The organism is Candidatus Diapherotrites archaeon (assembly GCA_030688545.1).
In the GTDB taxonomy this organism is placed as follows: domain Archaea; phylum Iainarchaeota; class Iainarchaeia; order Iainarchaeales; family VGJJ01; genus VGJJ01.
This window is the reverse complement of sequence record JAUYHT010000006.1, coordinates 249,915-265,105: the sequence shown is the minus strand read 5'-3', so window position 1 is coordinate 265,105 and position 15,191 is coordinate 249,915. Positions and strand designations below refer to the sequence as shown.

General features: G+C 48.9%; 20 protein-coding genes and 2 pseudogenes. 15 read left to right on the top strand and 7 right to left on the bottom strand.

Annotation, left to right across the window (positions count from 1 at the left end):
- Positions 1-59 precede the first annotated feature (59 nt).
- The gene (locus Q8P05_04260; protein ID MDP2666684.1) at positions 60-743 is read right to left on the bottom strand and encodes a hypothetical protein; all 684 of its coding nucleotides are present in this window, start codon (positions 741-743) and stop codon (positions 60-62) included.
- 189 nt (positions 744-932) lie between these two features.
- Here Q8P05_04260 and Q8P05_04255 point away from each other — a divergent pair, with 189 nt between their 5' ends.
- Positions 933-1,538 carry a hypothetical protein gene (locus tag Q8P05_04255; protein ID MDP2666683.1) on the top strand — a complete coding sequence of 202 codons (606 nt, stop codon included), beginning with the start codon at positions 933-935 and terminating at the stop codon, positions 1,536-1,538.
- Entirely contained in the window at positions 1,529-1,705 is a 177-nt protein-coding gene (locus Q8P05_04250) for a hypothetical protein (GenBank protein ID MDP2666682.1), read from the top strand. Before Q8P05_04255 ends, Q8P05_04250 begins: the two co-directional genes overlap by 10 nt.
- Positions 1,706-1,904: 199 nt before the next feature.
- Here the strand turns inward: Q8P05_04250 and Q8P05_04245 are convergent, their stop codons facing one another.
- Together Q8P05_04245 and Q8P05_04240 are read right to left on the bottom strand one after the other, a co-directional pair.
- The gene (locus tag Q8P05_04245) at positions 1,905-2,849 is read right to left on the bottom strand and encodes a Fic family protein (protein MDP2666681.1); all 945 of its coding nucleotides are present in this window, start codon (positions 2,847-2,849) and stop codon (positions 1,905-1,907) included.
- 184 nt (positions 2,850-3,033) lie between these two features.
- Positions 3,034-3,873 carry a hypothetical protein gene (locus tag Q8P05_04240; protein ID MDP2666680.1) on the bottom strand — a complete coding sequence of 280 codons (840 nt, stop codon included), beginning with the start codon at positions 3,871-3,873 and terminating at the stop codon, positions 3,034-3,036.
- Between the two features lie 216 nt (positions 3,874-4,089).
- On the opposite strand from Q8P05_04240, the gene Q8P05_04235 reads away from it, so the two are divergent.
- On the top strand, positions 4,090-5,436 hold the full coding sequence (locus Q8P05_04235; protein ID MDP2666679.1) for a DASS family sodium-coupled anion symporter: 1,347 nt from the start codon (positions 4,090-4,092) through the stop codon (positions 5,434-5,436).
- Positions 5,437-5,493: 57 nt separating this feature from the next.
- Here Q8P05_04235 and Q8P05_04230 read toward each other — a convergent pair whose 3' ends face one another.
- Positions 5,494-5,925 (bottom strand): GNAT family N-acetyltransferase, encoded by a 432-nt coding sequence (locus tag Q8P05_04230; protein ID MDP2666678.1) that lies wholly within the window; start codon positions 5,923-5,925, stop codon positions 5,494-5,496.
- 146 nt (positions 5,926-6,071) lie between these two features.
- Between Q8P05_04230 and Q8P05_04225 the strand changes: the two genes are divergently transcribed.
- Both Q8P05_04225 and Q8P05_04220 read left to right on the top strand, forming a co-directional pair.
- Positions 6,072-6,254 (top strand): hypothetical protein, encoded by a 183-nt coding sequence (locus Q8P05_04225; GenBank protein ID MDP2666677.1) that lies wholly within the window; start codon positions 6,072-6,074, stop codon positions 6,252-6,254.
- Positions 6,254-6,640, top strand: coding sequence for a PIN domain-containing protein (locus tag Q8P05_04220; protein ID MDP2666676.1), 387 nt, complete (start codon positions 6,254-6,256; stop codon positions 6,638-6,640). The genes Q8P05_04225 and Q8P05_04220 overlap by 1 nt, the downstream gene beginning before the upstream one ends.
- 69 nt (positions 6,641-6,709) lie before the next feature.
- On the opposite strand, the gene Q8P05_04215 is transcribed toward Q8P05_04220, so the two are convergent.
- Positions 6,710-7,210: a hypothetical protein gene (locus Q8P05_04215; protein MDP2666675.1), complete on the bottom strand. Its 501-nt coding sequence runs from the start codon at positions 7,208-7,210 to the stop codon at positions 6,710-6,712.
- A 151-nt stretch (positions 7,211-7,361) separates the two neighbouring features.
- Between Q8P05_04215 and Q8P05_04210 the strand changes: the two genes are divergently transcribed.
- The 10 genes from Q8P05_04210 to Q8P05_04165 all read left to right on the top strand — a co-directional run bounded on the left by Q8P05_04210 (position 7,362) and on the right by Q8P05_04165 (position 14,341).
- On the top strand, positions 7,362-8,042 hold the full coding sequence (locus Q8P05_04210; protein ID MDP2666674.1) for a hypothetical protein: 681 nt from the start codon (positions 7,362-7,364) through the stop codon (positions 8,040-8,042).
- 1 nt (position 8,043) lies between these two features.
- Complete coding sequence (locus Q8P05_04205; GenBank protein ID MDP2666673.1) at positions 8,044-8,364, top strand: hypothetical protein; 321 nt, start codon at positions 8,044-8,046, stop codon at positions 8,362-8,364.
- A gap of 1 nt (position 8,365) precedes the next feature.
- Positions 8,366-8,905 (top strand): hypothetical protein, encoded by a 540-nt coding sequence (locus Q8P05_04200; protein MDP2666672.1) that lies wholly within the window; start codon positions 8,366-8,368, stop codon positions 8,903-8,905.
- A 1-nt stretch (position 8,906) separates the two neighbouring features.
- Positions 8,907-9,449 (top strand): hypothetical protein, encoded by a 543-nt coding sequence (locus tag Q8P05_04195; protein ID MDP2666671.1) that lies wholly within the window; start codon positions 8,907-8,909, stop codon positions 9,447-9,449.
- Between the two features lie 5 nt (positions 9,450-9,454).
- The gene (locus Q8P05_04190; protein MDP2666670.1) at positions 9,455-9,928 is read left to right on the top strand and encodes a hypothetical protein; all 474 of its coding nucleotides are present in this window, start codon (positions 9,455-9,457) and stop codon (positions 9,926-9,928) included.
- A gap of 1 nt (position 9,929) precedes the next feature.
- A complete protein-coding gene (locus Q8P05_04185; protein ID MDP2666669.1) occupies positions 9,930-10,403 on the top strand; it encodes a hypothetical protein in 474 nt (157 codons plus the stop codon).
- 139 nt (positions 10,404-10,542) lie between these two features.
- A complete protein-coding gene (locus Q8P05_04180) occupies positions 10,543-10,788 on the top strand; it encodes a DUF5676 family membrane protein (protein MDP2666668.1) in 246 nt (81 codons plus the stop codon).
- Between the two features lie 170 nt (positions 10,789-10,958).
- Positions 10,959-13,238: a heavy metal translocating P-type ATPase gene (locus Q8P05_04175; GenBank protein MDP2666667.1), complete on the top strand. Its 2,280-nt coding sequence runs from the start codon at positions 10,959-10,961 to the stop codon at positions 13,236-13,238.
- 44 nt (positions 13,239-13,282) lie between these two features.
- Positions 13,283-13,720, top strand: a complete 438-nt coding sequence (locus Q8P05_04170) for a hypothetical protein (GenBank protein ID MDP2666666.1) — start codon at positions 13,283-13,285, stop codon at positions 13,718-13,720.
- A 177-nt stretch (positions 13,721-13,897) separates the two neighbouring features.
- Positions 13,898-14,341, top strand: a complete 444-nt coding sequence (locus Q8P05_04165; GenBank protein MDP2666665.1) for a cupredoxin domain-containing protein — start codon at positions 13,898-13,900, stop codon at positions 14,339-14,341.
- Between the two features lie 288 nt (positions 14,342-14,629).
- On the opposite strand, the pseudogene Q8P05_04160 reads toward Q8P05_04165, so the two are convergent.
- Together Q8P05_04160 and Q8P05_04155 are read right to left on the bottom strand one after the other, a co-directional pair.
- Positions 14,630-14,776 (bottom strand): annotated as a pseudogene (locus tag Q8P05_04160) (plasmid stabilization protein).
- A 68-nt stretch (positions 14,777-14,844) separates the two neighbouring features.
- Positions 14,845-15,048, bottom strand: a pseudogene (locus tag Q8P05_04155) (PRC-barrel domain-containing protein).
- Between the last annotated feature and the right edge of the window lie 143 nt (positions 15,049-15,191).

Genomic DNA, 15,191 nt, shown 5'->3' with positions numbered 1-15,191 from the left:
AAATACAACCACTCCTGCCATTCCAATAATAATTCTAACAGCTATTCCTTCCCAGTTCTTCATACATATTTCTCCAAGCTTTCAACACATTTTTCAACCGCCGTTTTCTCAAATTTCTGCAAATATTTTGTTATAGAAGTATGATCATCCAAGAACTGTGCTACCAGAGTTTCATCTCTATTATCCGGAAAAAAACCAAGATTGATTATACTATCAATTCCAGGTTCACGCAAATAAGGAATCAGGATTGATTTATATGCCAAAATTTCTTTTTCAGATATTCTTATCCTTTTAAGAATTTCAAAATCATTCGCGCGAAAAACATATCCAGCACACGTATATGGAAAAAGCCAATCTGCCTTGGCTTGAAAATAATCATCGACCAAACCATAAAGGGTAATTTTTTGAATAGTATTATTCGCATTCATTGAATAATGTTCGTAAATACTCTCCTTCAGCCAATTTTTATCATTGGACCAAGCTATGTCTGTAATCAGGTGGGTTTCGTATCCAGCGACAAAGGGAAATGAAGGAACGCTCATTTTTAACATTTCGAATATCGATTCTTCACCGCCTGGCTTATGTGTTATTTCTCTTGCAATATTTGCAGAGTACCGAATATCGGGTGCGACTGCGCCAAAAAAGTAATCATCAATGTTTTCAGATTGCGAAATAATTTGTTTTCTTTTCAGCTTTTGCAATACCAAATAGGCAATCCACTCATGCGTTAAAAATCCAGCCACAATTAAGTGCCTCTTGAATTAATTAAAACCATTGTGGTTCAATAAATGAATAATAAACCAATCATTTTTCCATCCTAAAAAGAGTCATGGATTCGACTTCTATCAAAGGGTTGGGCTCTGGTGGCGAGGTTTTTTTTGGCGGTTCCCTGCCCAAAGGGATATAACCCAGGGGAGGGTTTCTCTTGTATCATGGAGTTCGAGTATTCTCCTGGGAAAATCGTGTTTGACCGCGAACTGTCGGACTTGGACGAATTGGTTCTCGGGTTCGTGGATATTTTGCATAGGATGGACATCCAATATGTCATCATTTCCGGGTACATTGCCATCTTATTCGGGAGAAGCCGGCAAACGGAAGATGTCGATTTATTCATCGAGCGGCTGGATGAAAAAAGGATGCGTGAATGGTGGGCCGCTTTAGAGGAGGCGGGTATGTACTGTCTTAATTCAACCAATCCGCAGGATGCGTTGCATGAATACTTGGAGAACGATACCGCAATCCGCTTTGCCCTAAATGGGAAAGTCATCCCGAATTTTGAGATCAAGTATGCGAAGTCGGAATACAACCACTATTCGATGAGCCATCCGATTGAAGTGATCCTCAATGGCCATCGCCTGTTTACCTCCGAGATCGAACTCCAAATCGCATATAAATTACTACTGGGGACGGATAAAGATTTTGAAGACGCACGGCACTTGTATCGGCTTTTCCTGGAAAAAATAGACGTGCCCCTCCTCCAAAGGCATATTAACGAGATTGGGGTTATGGATGTGGCGGAGAGGGTGTTATGGAACTGAGCGATGTCCCCAGATTGACGGAAAAGGATCGGAAGGCGCTCCGTGCGGATGTCGAAAAGAACCGAAAAGAACGGATGGCATTCATCGATTACTACGCGGACTGGCTCAAGAAAACACCCAATAGCGTGTGGAGCAAACAGCACGCCAAATTCCTGGGGAAAAAATAGGGCATTGGCTTTATACACAATTTAATGCACTATTGCACTTTCGGCCAAAGGAAATAAGGAAAACTGCCGCTACCGCATACAGGGCAGGGTCGTACTGCTAATTAATCCCCCTTTTCATCATCAAAAACAAGGTTTTTTTGGAATTCCAAGGATTCGAACTAATTACCACATTGCCCACCGAGGGCTTAGGATAACCCATTCAAATATATTTGATGTATATTTCGAAGAATTTTCGGTAGGTGTCTTTGTATTTTTCCAGTAAAAATCGCTCAATATTATGGGTATATCCATTGTCAAAATCTTCCAAGCATTTCAGGTAGTGGATGCGTTGGGTTTTCCGAATAATCAGTGGTGGATATCCATCATTGACCAACATGATGTTAATAAGAAAGCGTCCCACGCGGCCATTTCCATCGTCAAATGGATGTATTTTTTCGAATTTGCCATGGATCTGGGCGGCTAATTTCAATGGGTGTGTAGTCGTTTTATTTTTTTGGTAGAATTCTACCAATGATTTCATTTCTTTTTCGACATTTTCGGGCATCGTGGTTTCAATCTTTCTTCCGGGAAGCCAATTTGGTATTTTTTTGTATCCTGTTTCTACATCCATTTTGTCAACCAGCATTTTATGTACGCGGATGATGTCTTTTTCCGTTACTTTGAATTTTCGTTTTAGGATGAGATTCACTACATTTCTTGAGTTCACTGTTTCATAAATTTCACGCAAATCTTTTCCTTTGATGATATTTTTCTCAAACAAGATAATGGCTACATCCTTGAGAGTGAGAGAACTTCCTTCCAGTGCGTTAGATTCATATGTGAAATTGGCCGTAAAGCGATCAAACAAGTCTTTTAGTTGATTCTTGGTCAAGCGGCGGGTAATCTTTTTGTATCCAATTCGCATTTCCTCTATTTTCTGGATTTGGTCAGGGGTAAAGATAGAGTCGGCGGCGTAGAATTGAGAGGCCCAATTCCGCCATATTTTGAGTTCCTGTGCATCAGCCCAAACCCGTATGGTTTTCGGATCGTCCCCGTCCCGGACCATTTTTTGGGCTGTTCTGACCTTTCCATTGGGCAAGCGTACCGAAAGGCTCCAGTAGTCATATTCATTTCCTCTTATTCGCTTCCTTTTCTTGGAAACCATTCCCATTAATTACCCCTACAATAATTTAAACCTATTGATTTTGTAGGGGTGTATTGGTTATTGCTCGGGCTTTTTTAGTAAAGAACCTTTTGAAAAAGGGTTCATCAAACTAACTTTTTTAAGAAAAAAGTTTAATCAAAAAAGTTATCTCCCAACCATTAGTACGGGGCCCAAAGGGAAATATCTATCCTTTGATGGAAATTTTTTTCCCTATTATCTTGTTGTTCAAAAAAGTGTATGTGCCTACCCGGTATTTTATTCCAACGTGTTTGGTAATCCTACCCTCCCTGAGCAGGTCTTCAGGATAATAGCGCATCAAATCGATGGCTTCGAATGTCCGCTGGTATGGCTCAAACAGCCGTTCTTCCTCTTTCCATTGCAATGAATTCAGGCTGTCGAGGAATACGATAAGCAATGCAATGATAAAGCTCATGATCCCCACCACCAATGCAGAATAAACTTCTCCAGAATTGGACAGTAAAAGGGTTGAAATTATTATTATGGAAAGAAAGGTGAATATGGTCCATTCAAAAATTGAAAGAGTGTCTCCAATATGTGCAATTGTTTTTTTTCGGGCCACCCCCATTTTCTCCATAATATCCATAATATTTCCATAGGCAATCTTTTCTTTATCCCCGCTAATATCCAGTTCGTTAATTTTTTTGTCAATTTGCTTGAATTCGTACTCTGTCAAATAGTAATAGAAAATAGGATAGTCGAGGGTGGCCATAAGGTATTTATCCAAAACGATCTGGAATTCTTTTTGAATTTTTTTTCCAAAAATGGATGACAGACGATACAATTCTTCGATATATCCACGTTCCACAGAATCATTCTCACGAATGGCATCCATGCGGCTGCGGCGATCTGAAATAGCAAAAGCGATGAAAACCCCAAAGAGGAATGTGGATACCGATAAAATGACGGATAAAGTTGAATCCTGATTGTTAGGTGTGAAAATGGACGCGATAATAAAAATAATTAGACCAAACCCAATCGCTGCCCCAATTTTTTGCCACCGCATTCTGGGAAGAAAAATTCTGGAAATATAAGCCTGCCTATCTTTTCAACTTTGCCTAGGGAAGATAGATCCGTTTGAGAAATAAATCGAATCACTGAATGACTCCCATTTTTGAATTCAATCGGGCTTGATTTATCCTCAAATAACGATGTGAACCTGATTAACTGATTTCCTGCTTTCCAACCCGCCCGCGGGATATTTTAATGGGGAGGGTTTTGGATGGGTATGGGATGGGCATCGCGGGAGCGCACGCTGGTTTTGGGTCCTGTTCTCGCGGGGCTGGTATATTTCTTCCTGGATTTAGGATGGGAACCCCGGGCCCAATTGGTGCTGGCCATTACGGTGCTGGCGGTGGTGTATTGGTTCACGGAAGCATTGCCCTTGCACATCACGGGTCTCCTCATTGCGTTCCTCCTCATCCTGCTTGGGGGGTTTTCTCCTGGGGAAATATTCCCTCTCTACTTCGATCCCATTGTCGTTCTATTATTGGGAGGATTCGTCCTGGCTATCGCCCTCCAGAAGCATGGATTGGACCACCTCATCGCCCACCGGGTATTATCCCACCTGGGAGAGAAACCATCCATGGTGCTGCTCGGGTTCATGTTCCTCACAGCCTTTCTCTCGTTATGGATGTCCAACACCGCCTCCGCCGCGCTGATGATTCCTATTGTGCTATTTGTGCTCCACCAGAACAAACTGCCCCTTTCCACGTCCTCCTTCGCCAAAGCCTTTATTTTGGGGGTGGCTTACGCCGCCACCGTCGGGGGTTTAGGTACACTCGTGGGATCTACTCCCAATCCCCTCGCGGCCAAATATTTGGGGGAGATGGGAATGGCCTTCGGATTCTGGGACTGGATGTTCTACGGCCTTCCTTTCGTCCTCATTTTTCTTTTTGTGATTTGGGGGGTGGTGCTGCGCATCTATCCTCCGGAAATCAAAAGGCTCCGACTCCGTCCTCACATCGAAAAATTAAACAAGGGCCAGCGGCTGGTCATAGGGATATTCCTCCTCACCGCGCTCCTCTGGGCCACCGATTCTCTCACGAAATTATCCACGAGCGTCGTGGCATTAGTACCCATTCTCCTCCTCTACTTATTCCGCTTGCTTGAAACGGAAGATTTCAAGAAAGTGGATTGGCCCATTCTTTCCCTCATTGGGTCAGGCATTGTTCTGGGGAGCGCCTTCCAGGCCACCGGGATTGACGCGCACCTCGCGGCGCTCATCTCCGCGCACGCGGTGGGGTTGCCTATTTTCCTTCTCATTTTCCTTCTCGCCGTGGTGGGGATTATCGTCACCATGTTCGCCTCCAACACCGCCTCGGCCGCGCTCATGATTCCATTGACCATCCCCCTCGCCCCCGCATTGGGGATACCGGTGGAGGTCATTGTGGTGGTCACCGCGATCGCGGCCTCGATTGATTTCACCGCCCCCATGGGCACTCCTCCAAATGCCATCGCCTACTCCACGGGCGCTGTCACCGTTCCCCAGATGGCCAAAACGGGATTGCTCCTCAGCCTCCTCGCCGCTTTGCTGTTATCGGCCTTCGCTACATTCGTATGGATGTGAAACCGCATAGAAAAAAAAGAGCGGCGATTAATGTCAAGTCGATTGAATGGATACTTTTCAAATCCGCTTCTCGAATATCCCCAAATCCTTCCGTAATTTGAATCCATTTTTCTCGTAGAATCCAAGGTTGGGGGATTTGAGGAGGGTGGAGAAGGAGATCAGGTGTGCCTTTTTCTGCTTGGCGTATTTCCTCATGCTGGAAAGGAGGGCCTTACGCACGTTTTGGGAGCCAGGGGTTTCCTTCACCGCCAGATCCTCTATGATCAAGACATTTCCTTCCCAAAAACGATCGACCCGGAGAACAGTAGCTCCCACCAATTCTTTCCTTTCCTCTGCCACGAATGCGTGGCCCATCTTCAAGTAGTATCGGAGGCTCTTCACCGCTTCCGAAAGTGGTCGGCGGGCATTGAATGGCGGCTTGGAGTAAACGTCCATCATGAGACGGGCCATGGGAATGATATCTTTGGCAGTAGCTTGACGGATGCGCATGGAAAGGGTTGGAATTTTTGGTTAATAAGGATTAAGGGCCGCCTTCTGACCATTTCAGGATGGTTTGGGAGGTGGAATTTTAATAATGGGCTAATGGCGATTTACCTCCAGTACCTATATAAAGAATCTTTTAGGTAAATGATAATATGGATTCGCTATTGCTCGCTAAAAAGATGGAAGATCTGGAGCATGCGTTGAATGAGCTGAAAAGTGCCATCCAACCTGGCGCTAAAAAGGTAGTGTCAATCGCCGGACTCTGGAAAAGCATCGAGATATCGGAAACAGATATTGCCGACTCTGAGAAGTCTCTGTTTCATTCATTACGATGATGTATATCGCGGATACCCATTCACTATTATGGTTTTTGACGGAAAACATCCAATTATCCTCAAATGCCGCATCAGTATTCCGGCAGGCCGAAAAAGGTGAAAACACGATCGTCATTCCAACCATCGTGTTGGCAGAAGCACTCTATATCTGCGAGAAAAAGGATTCAAGTGAATTGTTCTCCGAACTTTTAGGTAAAATAGGGGAAAGCAGTAACTACATTGTTTATGATTTGACTCTCGGGATTATCCGAGTGTGCCAGCATTTAGAAAAGGTGCCTGAAATCCATGATAAGATTATTACGGCCACGGCCAAGGTATTAGGAGGTACGGCTATAACTAAAGATCCGGCGATTATCGCCTCCGGCTATATCAAGACCACCTGGTAAAAGGATACTTTTAACCTAAAATAATAAGGACAAGGGCCGCCTACTGAACATTCCGGGATGGTTTGGAAATTACTTCGCCACGACCAGGTTGGCCATTCCCCGGCGCTTGCGCTCGATGGCCCCTTTGGATTCCAGCTTGTCCAGAATGCGGGAGAGCTTCACCTTGGAAAACCCCGTTGTTCGCGTCAGGTCACTCTGGAATAATGAACCGTTGGCCTCCACCATCTTTTCCCACACCCCTTTTTCATCCCCTTCCAGGGAAGAGGCATCGAAGGTGGGGGCGGGGGAGAGGGCGACCGCCTCATTGGGAGGGGAAGGAGGAACAGGTGCCACTACAAAATACACTCCCGTGCCCAGGGCGATGAAGGTGATGCCGAAGGCGGTGATGAAAGACCAGGAAACGTTGTCGTCGTGCGCGGGGCAGGAGGCCATGTCCTTGTTCTGCTCGGTGTAGGCCTGGCACAATGCCAATCCCTGCGTGTCCGCGTTGGATTTGAGGGAAAAGAGGATGCCGCCCAGGACGATGGCACAAATTACGAGAACATATCCCAGGGTGCGTGGAGGAAGCATAATGTATGTATTCCCAGACGAAAAAGCCATATAAACCCATGTTTGGGGAGTGAAACCAGTTTCACGCGTACCTATAATTGGTGTTTCGCTCCCTCCTTAATCAAAAATCCGCTTCCCCTCAGGGAAGGGATGGCAGGAGAATGATGGAACTATGGATCGGACAACGACCCTTACATCTGGGCTATTGGCCCTGGCGCTGGTCTTTTCGGTAATTAATTTCATGCAATTAGGGAGCATGCAGGAAATGATGGGAAGTGGCATGGGGACGCAAATGAATCCCGCCACGGGAATGATCACTGCTCCCCCCACGACACCGCCTGCTCAAATAGAACTATACGCCGGGCTTCCCAAGGGCGTGCCCCCAGTATACGGAGCGGAATTAGGTATATCCTATGACGATGTCTCCGCCGACTCCCCCCAGAAAGCGGATGCCACTATCCGGAAACTGGCCACTTTGGATCAATCAATTACATTAGAGGGGGAGGCTAAGGAACGCTACATCAAGACCCTATTGCAGATTAGCTGTGAATACTGCTGCGGGGCGGAATCCATTATTTTCGCTAATGGGGAAGCCGCGTGCGGGTGCGCGCACAGCTTCGCCATGCGGGGAGTGGCCAAGTATATCCTGACGGAACACCCGGACGAATACACGGATGACCAAATACTCGAAGAATTAGGGAAATGGAAAGCCCTCTTCTTCCCGACGCAAATATCTCAGAAAGCCGTCGCTCTGGAATCCAATGGAATCCCATTGAATTTCATCAACCTCTCCTCGAACGCTTACCGCGGAATAGAGAAGGGAAGCGGCTCCGGTATGGTGGGGGGGTGCTAATATGAGCGAACACATGGACTGTTGTAAAAACCACTCTGCGCACGGAAAAGAGGGTGCGCCCACCCAACATGAGGAAGCCGGGAAAGAGGTCGCCTCCCCGGAAAGAAACACCGTGTCTTATTTCCTGATCCTGGGAGCCTTTCTCCTGCTCGCGATGAGCGTGGTGCAATTCCTCCAGGTGGGGGAACTCGCCGCGGACATCCGGCAGGTAAACGGATCGGGCGGAGCGTTGCTCAGTGGGAATATCGTTGCTCCCGCAGCCCCATCCAATACGCCGAGCGCGGCTCCGTCGGCCGCCCCAACCATGGTAGGCGGGTGCTGATATGAACGCACCCTCCCTCCTGCGCGGGGGACTCTTCGGGGTCCCTCTCCTGGGGTTAAGCCCCGTGGTTCACGCCCACTGCCCCCTCTGCACGCTCGCCGTGGGAACGGGCGCGGTGACGGCTTCCTATTTGGGAATGGGCCTGGGAGCCGTGGGGGCTTTTGTGGGGGGTGCGGGAATGGTGATGGGGTTGATGTTCGCCCAGGCCATGAAGAAAAAATACGTTCCCCACCAGGATGCGCTCGTCATCGGGGGAACCTTTCTCCTCACCGCGATCGCCGTGAACGCCTTGCCCTCGGACCAAATACTATTGCCGCTGCGCCTCCTTGGAGAGAGCGGGGGGCTTCTCAATAAAGTATACTGGATTGAAAAATCCTACTTGGGAGTGGCCATCGGGGGGGTTGCCGCGCTGGTCGCGCATGGCCTGCACGGGCGTATTCGTAAAACCAGGGGAAAGAGCCTCATCCCATATCAAGGGGTTTTGCTCTCCCTCCTTCTCGTAGGGAGTGCCGCGGCCCTGTTGCAGTGGGGGGTGGCTTGACATGGCGATCCATGTTCCCTCCGCCTCGCATCCTATTTCTCATGGAAAAAAGGAGAATCCATTTCCCGACGATTTTCAAACGAAGGGAGGGGATTTGTCCACGCTCGAGGATTTGGCCATCGGCCTCATGAATCTCGTCAGCCTGGAGGAGCATTTCTATTTTTCATTTGCCAAAACCAAGGAAACGAAATACCTGGATTACATGCAGGAGATCCGGGGCATGCGTCAGGAAACCATGAAAATGGTGGTCAAAAATCCACAAGGGGAGGAATGGTGCGCCTCCAAGCATCTGCTGGCGGCCAGCATGCGCCTGTATGAGGTGGGGACCAAGCTCCATTCCCGCGACCAAGAAAAGGAAGCCCTCCCCTTCTTTACGCATGCATTTGAACTTCTATCTCTTTTCTTTGTGTTGAATATTCCCATGGAAAAAAAGGAAAAAGGAAGACCTATTCTGGCGCCCGTTTCCTCGATTCCCGATCCCCCGACTACCATGCAGAAGGCGACAGCACTCTTCACTAAACTTGTAGACTGCTGTAAGGAGTGATGAGGATGGAGAAACAGGATATTGGCATTGGCCTTCTGGCATCGGTACTCCTCCTCGCCGCCTATTTAGGACTGCTCACGCTACTGAATGGAGAAGCGCACGCCCTGGACAGCCTCCAGCGCAATGGCTTCCTCCTCCTTCCATTAGTGGGATTATTCGGAGCGCAGATGGGATTGTATGCGTTCGCGCACCGCGTGCGAAAAGCCAACCCCGCCATGATGGCCGCGGGAGGGGTATCCGCAGGAAGCATGGCTGCCTGCTGCGCGCATCACGTATTGGATTTATTTCCCCTATTAGGGATGGCGGGGATCGCCGCGGCGCTCGCGTCCTATGAACAAATATTCCTTGGTTTTGGTCTCCTGGCGGGAGCGTATGGGTTAGTGCACATGCTCACCGTCCTTGAGACGCATGGATTATTGACCGACGCCCTTTCTTTTCAAACCCAAACGATTATCCAAAAACAAAATGAGGAGGGATAAAATGACGAGTGCATTGAGTCAAACGAAAGAAATTTTAGGAGCGGGCCTGGTGCTCGCCTTTGTGTTAGTGGTAGGGGTGGTGGGATATGGATTATTCCTTGAGAGTCCTTCCCCCTCAGGGATGGAATCCGCCCCCCTGCGTGCGTCCGATTTCACCTCGCTCGTGGACAACCAGAATGAGGTAACCGTGAGTGTGACCCCCAAGGTCATCTCCTCAGACGGTATTCGGTTCGATGTGACATTAGACAACCATCGCATCTCCCTGGAAGAAGATTTAACTCAGGTCAGCGTGCTCGAGGATGGAAGAGGGAAAACGTACGCCGCATTGGGATGGGAAGGAAGCCCTCCCGGGGGTCATCATCGGAGCGGAATCCTCTTGTTTCCCATCGTGGAAGACGCTCGGATGCTGACGTTACGCCTGCGAGGAGTGGGTGGGGCGGCCGAACGGGTTTTCGTCTGGGGGGCTGGTTCATGAACATGAGTTGGCTATCCAATCGATTCGAGGAGAGTATAAAGAAAAAAGAATATAAACGAGGGAATTTAGAAATGTCCTATCGACATTATCAGTGAAATAACAAAACGGACTGCGTGAGCGGAGGGAGGTTGATTGGAAAATGGTGACTAAATTGAATGTGATGGCATTGGGATTGGCTGGAGCCGGGGTTTCGGCTTTGAGCATGCTCGTGTTAGGGATTATCGGGAATTGGGGGATGTATGGGGGGATGGCGCAGATGATGATGCAATCCCACATGTTCTTCACCCTCTCTCCTATCGGCATCCTGTTCGGCATTATCGAAGCCGGCATCATGGGGTTCCTATTCGGGTACGTGATAGCATTCATCTACAACCGATTTGCCTGAACCTATTGATTATTGGCGATGCGGAGGGGCGTTTAAGTCATCGGCGTCCCATGTATTGGGTTGGGGCGCTGTATGTTTTTTCCCAGAAAAGGTTACTTGAAAATGAGGAATGGTTAATTGAATTGAAGTTTGGGTTACTCCAATAAAATTGGATTGAGGTCATGATACACATGGATAAGGATTCAGACACACTCCAGAAAAGGAGTTTCGCCATCAAGGGTATGCACTGCGCCTCATGCTCCCTCACCATTGAGAAAGCATTGAGGAAAGTCCCGGGGGTACATTTAGCCTCGGTGAATTTTGCCTCGGAAAAAGCTTTCGTGACCAGCGATGAATCGGTTACCGAGAAACAATTAGCGGAAGCCGTAAAGAAAGTAGGGTATGAGTTGTACCCAGGAATGGGAGATTCTCCTATGGGTATGAATCATTCATCCCATGGTGGCGGTTCTCATCATGATCATGCTCAATTAAAGGAAGGAGAGGTCGAGGCTTACAAACAAAAGTTTCTCTTCTCTTTCATTCTTTCCCTTCCCCTCATGTATTTGATGTTAGCCAATTTTTTCCCTTTGCCAGTTCCTTCTTTCATTCACGCAAACGAGATCATTATCCAATTGGTCCTGTCCACCATTGTATTATGGATTGGCCGGGAATTCTTCATTCGGGGATTGAAAAATGTCCTATCCCCCAACATGGATACGTTAGTTGCCGTGGGAGTGGGTTCCGCCTACGTGTATAGTGTCATTGCCTCCCTCGCCATGCTCACGGGATCCACGCTCTTCTCCATGAAGGATTTGTACTTTGAGGTAGCCGCTTTTCTAATTACCTTTATTCTATTGGGAAAATACTTCGAGGCCCGCGCCAAGGGACAAACGTCCGCGGCCATGCAAAAATTGTTAGGACTCCAAGCCAAAACCGCGATTGTCATCCGAAATGGAAAAGAAGTGTCAATTCCCATCGAAGAAGTTAAAGTGGGCGACATCATCCGGGTTAAGCCCGGGCAGAAGGTTCCGGTGGATGGTACCGTAACCCAGGGCCATTCTTCCATTGACGAGAGCATGATTACCGGAGAAAGCATTCCCGTGGAGAAGAACCCTGGTGACACCGTGATAGGGAGCACGATCAACAAGACAGGATCATTCTTATTTCGCGCCCAAAAAGTGGGCAAGGATACCATGCTGGCCCAAATTGTTCAGATCGTGGAAGAAGCGCAAGGGAGCAAAGCCCCCATCCAAGCCTTCGCGGACCGGGTCGCGGAAGTATTTGTGCCCATCGTGATTATCATTGCCATTCTCTCCGGGCTATTCTGGTTTTTCATCGCTGGACAACCCTTCCTGTTCGCATTGACGGTTTTCGTTACGGTACTCATTATCGCGTGCCCCTGTGCCATCGGACTGGCCACTCCCACCGCAGTGATGGTGGGCACGGGTTTAGGGGCGGAGAATGGTATTCTTTTCAAGAACGCGGCCGCATTTGAGCGCGTGAAATCATTGGATGTGATTGTGTTCGACAAGACGGGAACCATTACGCATGGAAAACCTGAAGTCACGGATGTCATTCCGCTTTTCCAGGTGAGTGAAAAGGAACTGCTCGGGATTGCTGCGGCCGTGGAACAACTATCCGAGCACCCTCTCGCGGAGGCCATTGTTTCGGCGGCCAAAAAATCACGCATTTCTTTACCTCCCACTACTAAATTTGAATCCATCCCGGGAGGGGGGGTGACGGCGCGGGCGGGGAGCAAAAGAGTTCTCATCGGGACGCGCAAACTATTTACCGAGCACCGAATCGCTATAACGAATGCAGAAAATGAAATGGCCCGCCTCGAGCACGAGGGGAAAACCGTCATGCTTGTGGGAATCAATGACCGATTAACGGGATTGATAGCAGTCGCGGACACTGTGAAAGAAGATTCGTCTGCGGCTATTGCTTCCTTGCAAAAAATGGGAAAAGAAACCATCTTGCTCACGGGAGATAATCCCCGCACCGCGGAGGCCATTGGAAGGCAGGTTGGGATTCACCGGGTCATAGCGGAGGTGTTGCCCGAGGACAAAGCCAAAATAATCAAGCGCCTCCAATCAGACGGAAAAAAGGTCGCCATGGTGGGAGATGGAGTGAATGATGCTCCCGCTCTCGCCCAAGCCGACGTGGGCATTGCCATTGGTTCCGGCACCGACGTGGCCATTGAGACGGGAGACATTATCCTCGTCAAGAATTCCCTCCGGGATGTGGTCATAGCGATAGACATCAGTCATTACACCCTCAAAAAAATCAGGCAGAATTTCTTCTGGGCCTTCATCTACAATATTATTGGAATACCCATCGCCGCGGGCATCCTATTTCCCTACACAGGATGGCTGCTCAGCCCGGTCATCGCGGGCACAGCCATGGCCTTCAGCAGTGTCTCCGTGGTCTCCAATTCCCTTCTCATGAAGAATTATCGCCCCCGGAAATGAGGCCCTCACTATCCTTTTTTATACTAGAAAATGGATAAGGGGGTATGGCGCATTCCAAAATGGTTTTTCTCATTTCTATCAGCCTCCTCGTTATATTATCGGGGTGCGCCCAGCCCGCCGATGCGGGAAATCCCCCTATTCCCGCGCCTCCCGCTACTCCGGCGCCTCCCACTTCCGGGGAACCCAACATTATTCTCATCACCTCGTCCGGGTTTTTCCCATCAACCATCACGATTACACAGGGGGAAACCATCACCTTCCGCAACACGGATACTAACCCTCATTGGCCGGCCTCGGCGGTGCATCCCACGCATAACGCTTATCCCGAGGGGGGCGGCTGTTTGGGGAGCGCATTCGATGCCTGTCGGGGATTGTCAAATGGAGAGGAATTCTCATTTACCTTCAACCATGTGGGGGAATGGAAATACCACGACCACTTGGCCCCTCATTTATTCGGAACTATCATCGTGCAAGAGGGATGACCTACCCTGGTGGGTGGGGATAGTCAGAGGTGCCCTTTCGAATGAGGGCGCGAGCGTATTGTTTTTCAAGATATACGTGGAATGACACCATATCCTGGTTAGAATGGGCTCATACCCAAAGATTCTCCCGATCCAATAAAGTTTCCTTATAAGTATTGGTCGTACAGAACTTCATTCATGCGCCTACTCGTGCTTGCCCTCCTGGGATTGCTGTTCCTCGCCGGGTGCGCCCAACCCCCTGGGAATGGAGTTCCCCCAACGGACATCGCTATCACGGGATTCAATTACGTGCCTCAAACATTGACCATTGGGGTAGGGGATACGGTGACCTGGCGCAATGATGACACGGTGGCGCACACCGTCACCGGCCTGGGTTTTGATTCGGGAAGCATCCCGCCCGGGGGAACCTATTCCTATACTTTTGCGCAGACGGGCACCTTCTCTTACCGATGTGTGTTTCACCCTACCCTCCCCGAAGGATCGATTACGGTAACCGGCGGAACCATCCCCGCGTCGCCGGGAGGGTCACCGGACACCATTTCCACTCCCCCCGCCTCCCAACCACCGCCACCCCCGCCATCCAATGGAGATGGAAACCCTCCTCCTGGGGGAGGGTACTGATCCATTCCACGCCTGGTTAATGGGAAAGATTATCATTCGGCCTTTTTAGAAAAAAGGCTGGCGAAAAAGGTGGATACCTCGCCCTTTAGGGCGACTGTGCGTCGCCCATTTTTTGGTAAGCAATCACGCGAGCTTGTGATGTTCTTCCCTAACTGGATACCGCGGCCTTTAGGCCGCGGAGGAAGTCATCCATTCCACGCCTGGTTGATGGGAAAGATTATCATTCATTTTTTTTTGTATTGTGGCATGATATGTCAGAGATCAAAATTCTCATGACATTGACTTTCCTTTGAGTTCGCCCTTCCGGCGGCGGGTCTTGTTCACCGTCCTTGCCGCTATTTCCTTGGCACGGGCGGCCGACTTTCCACTGTCTTGGACGGACTTCTTAATCTTCTTGTATTGACGCTCACGTTTTTGGCTCCACGCTTCGGGCATGCGAATCGCACCTCCTTGGTTTGTGCGAATGAATAATAAAAAAATTATTTTTGAGAATGGTCCTTATTTTAGGACGCGAGGGATCTACAGGGGAATCCTCCCCAATCCCCTGGATATAGTGCTTCCCCCACGAAGAGGGTGGTTTCAAAGAGTCCCCGATCGATGACTACCCCCCTGAAATCAAGGGTCCTCTGGTCGAGGCAGATATCTCTCACCTTGCCCATCTCTTTTCCTTGGTTGGTGAGGACTTTTTTTCCATCCAGACGGTGGGCATAATATTGACGCTTTCGGTTCCCCGATTGTGGCGGCTGGTTTCATCCATATCATACACCTCCACTCCCACTTGATTTTCAATCTATAAATTATCGCTATACGCAAATCCGACACCCCAGATTAGAATTTGGAACAATTTCGC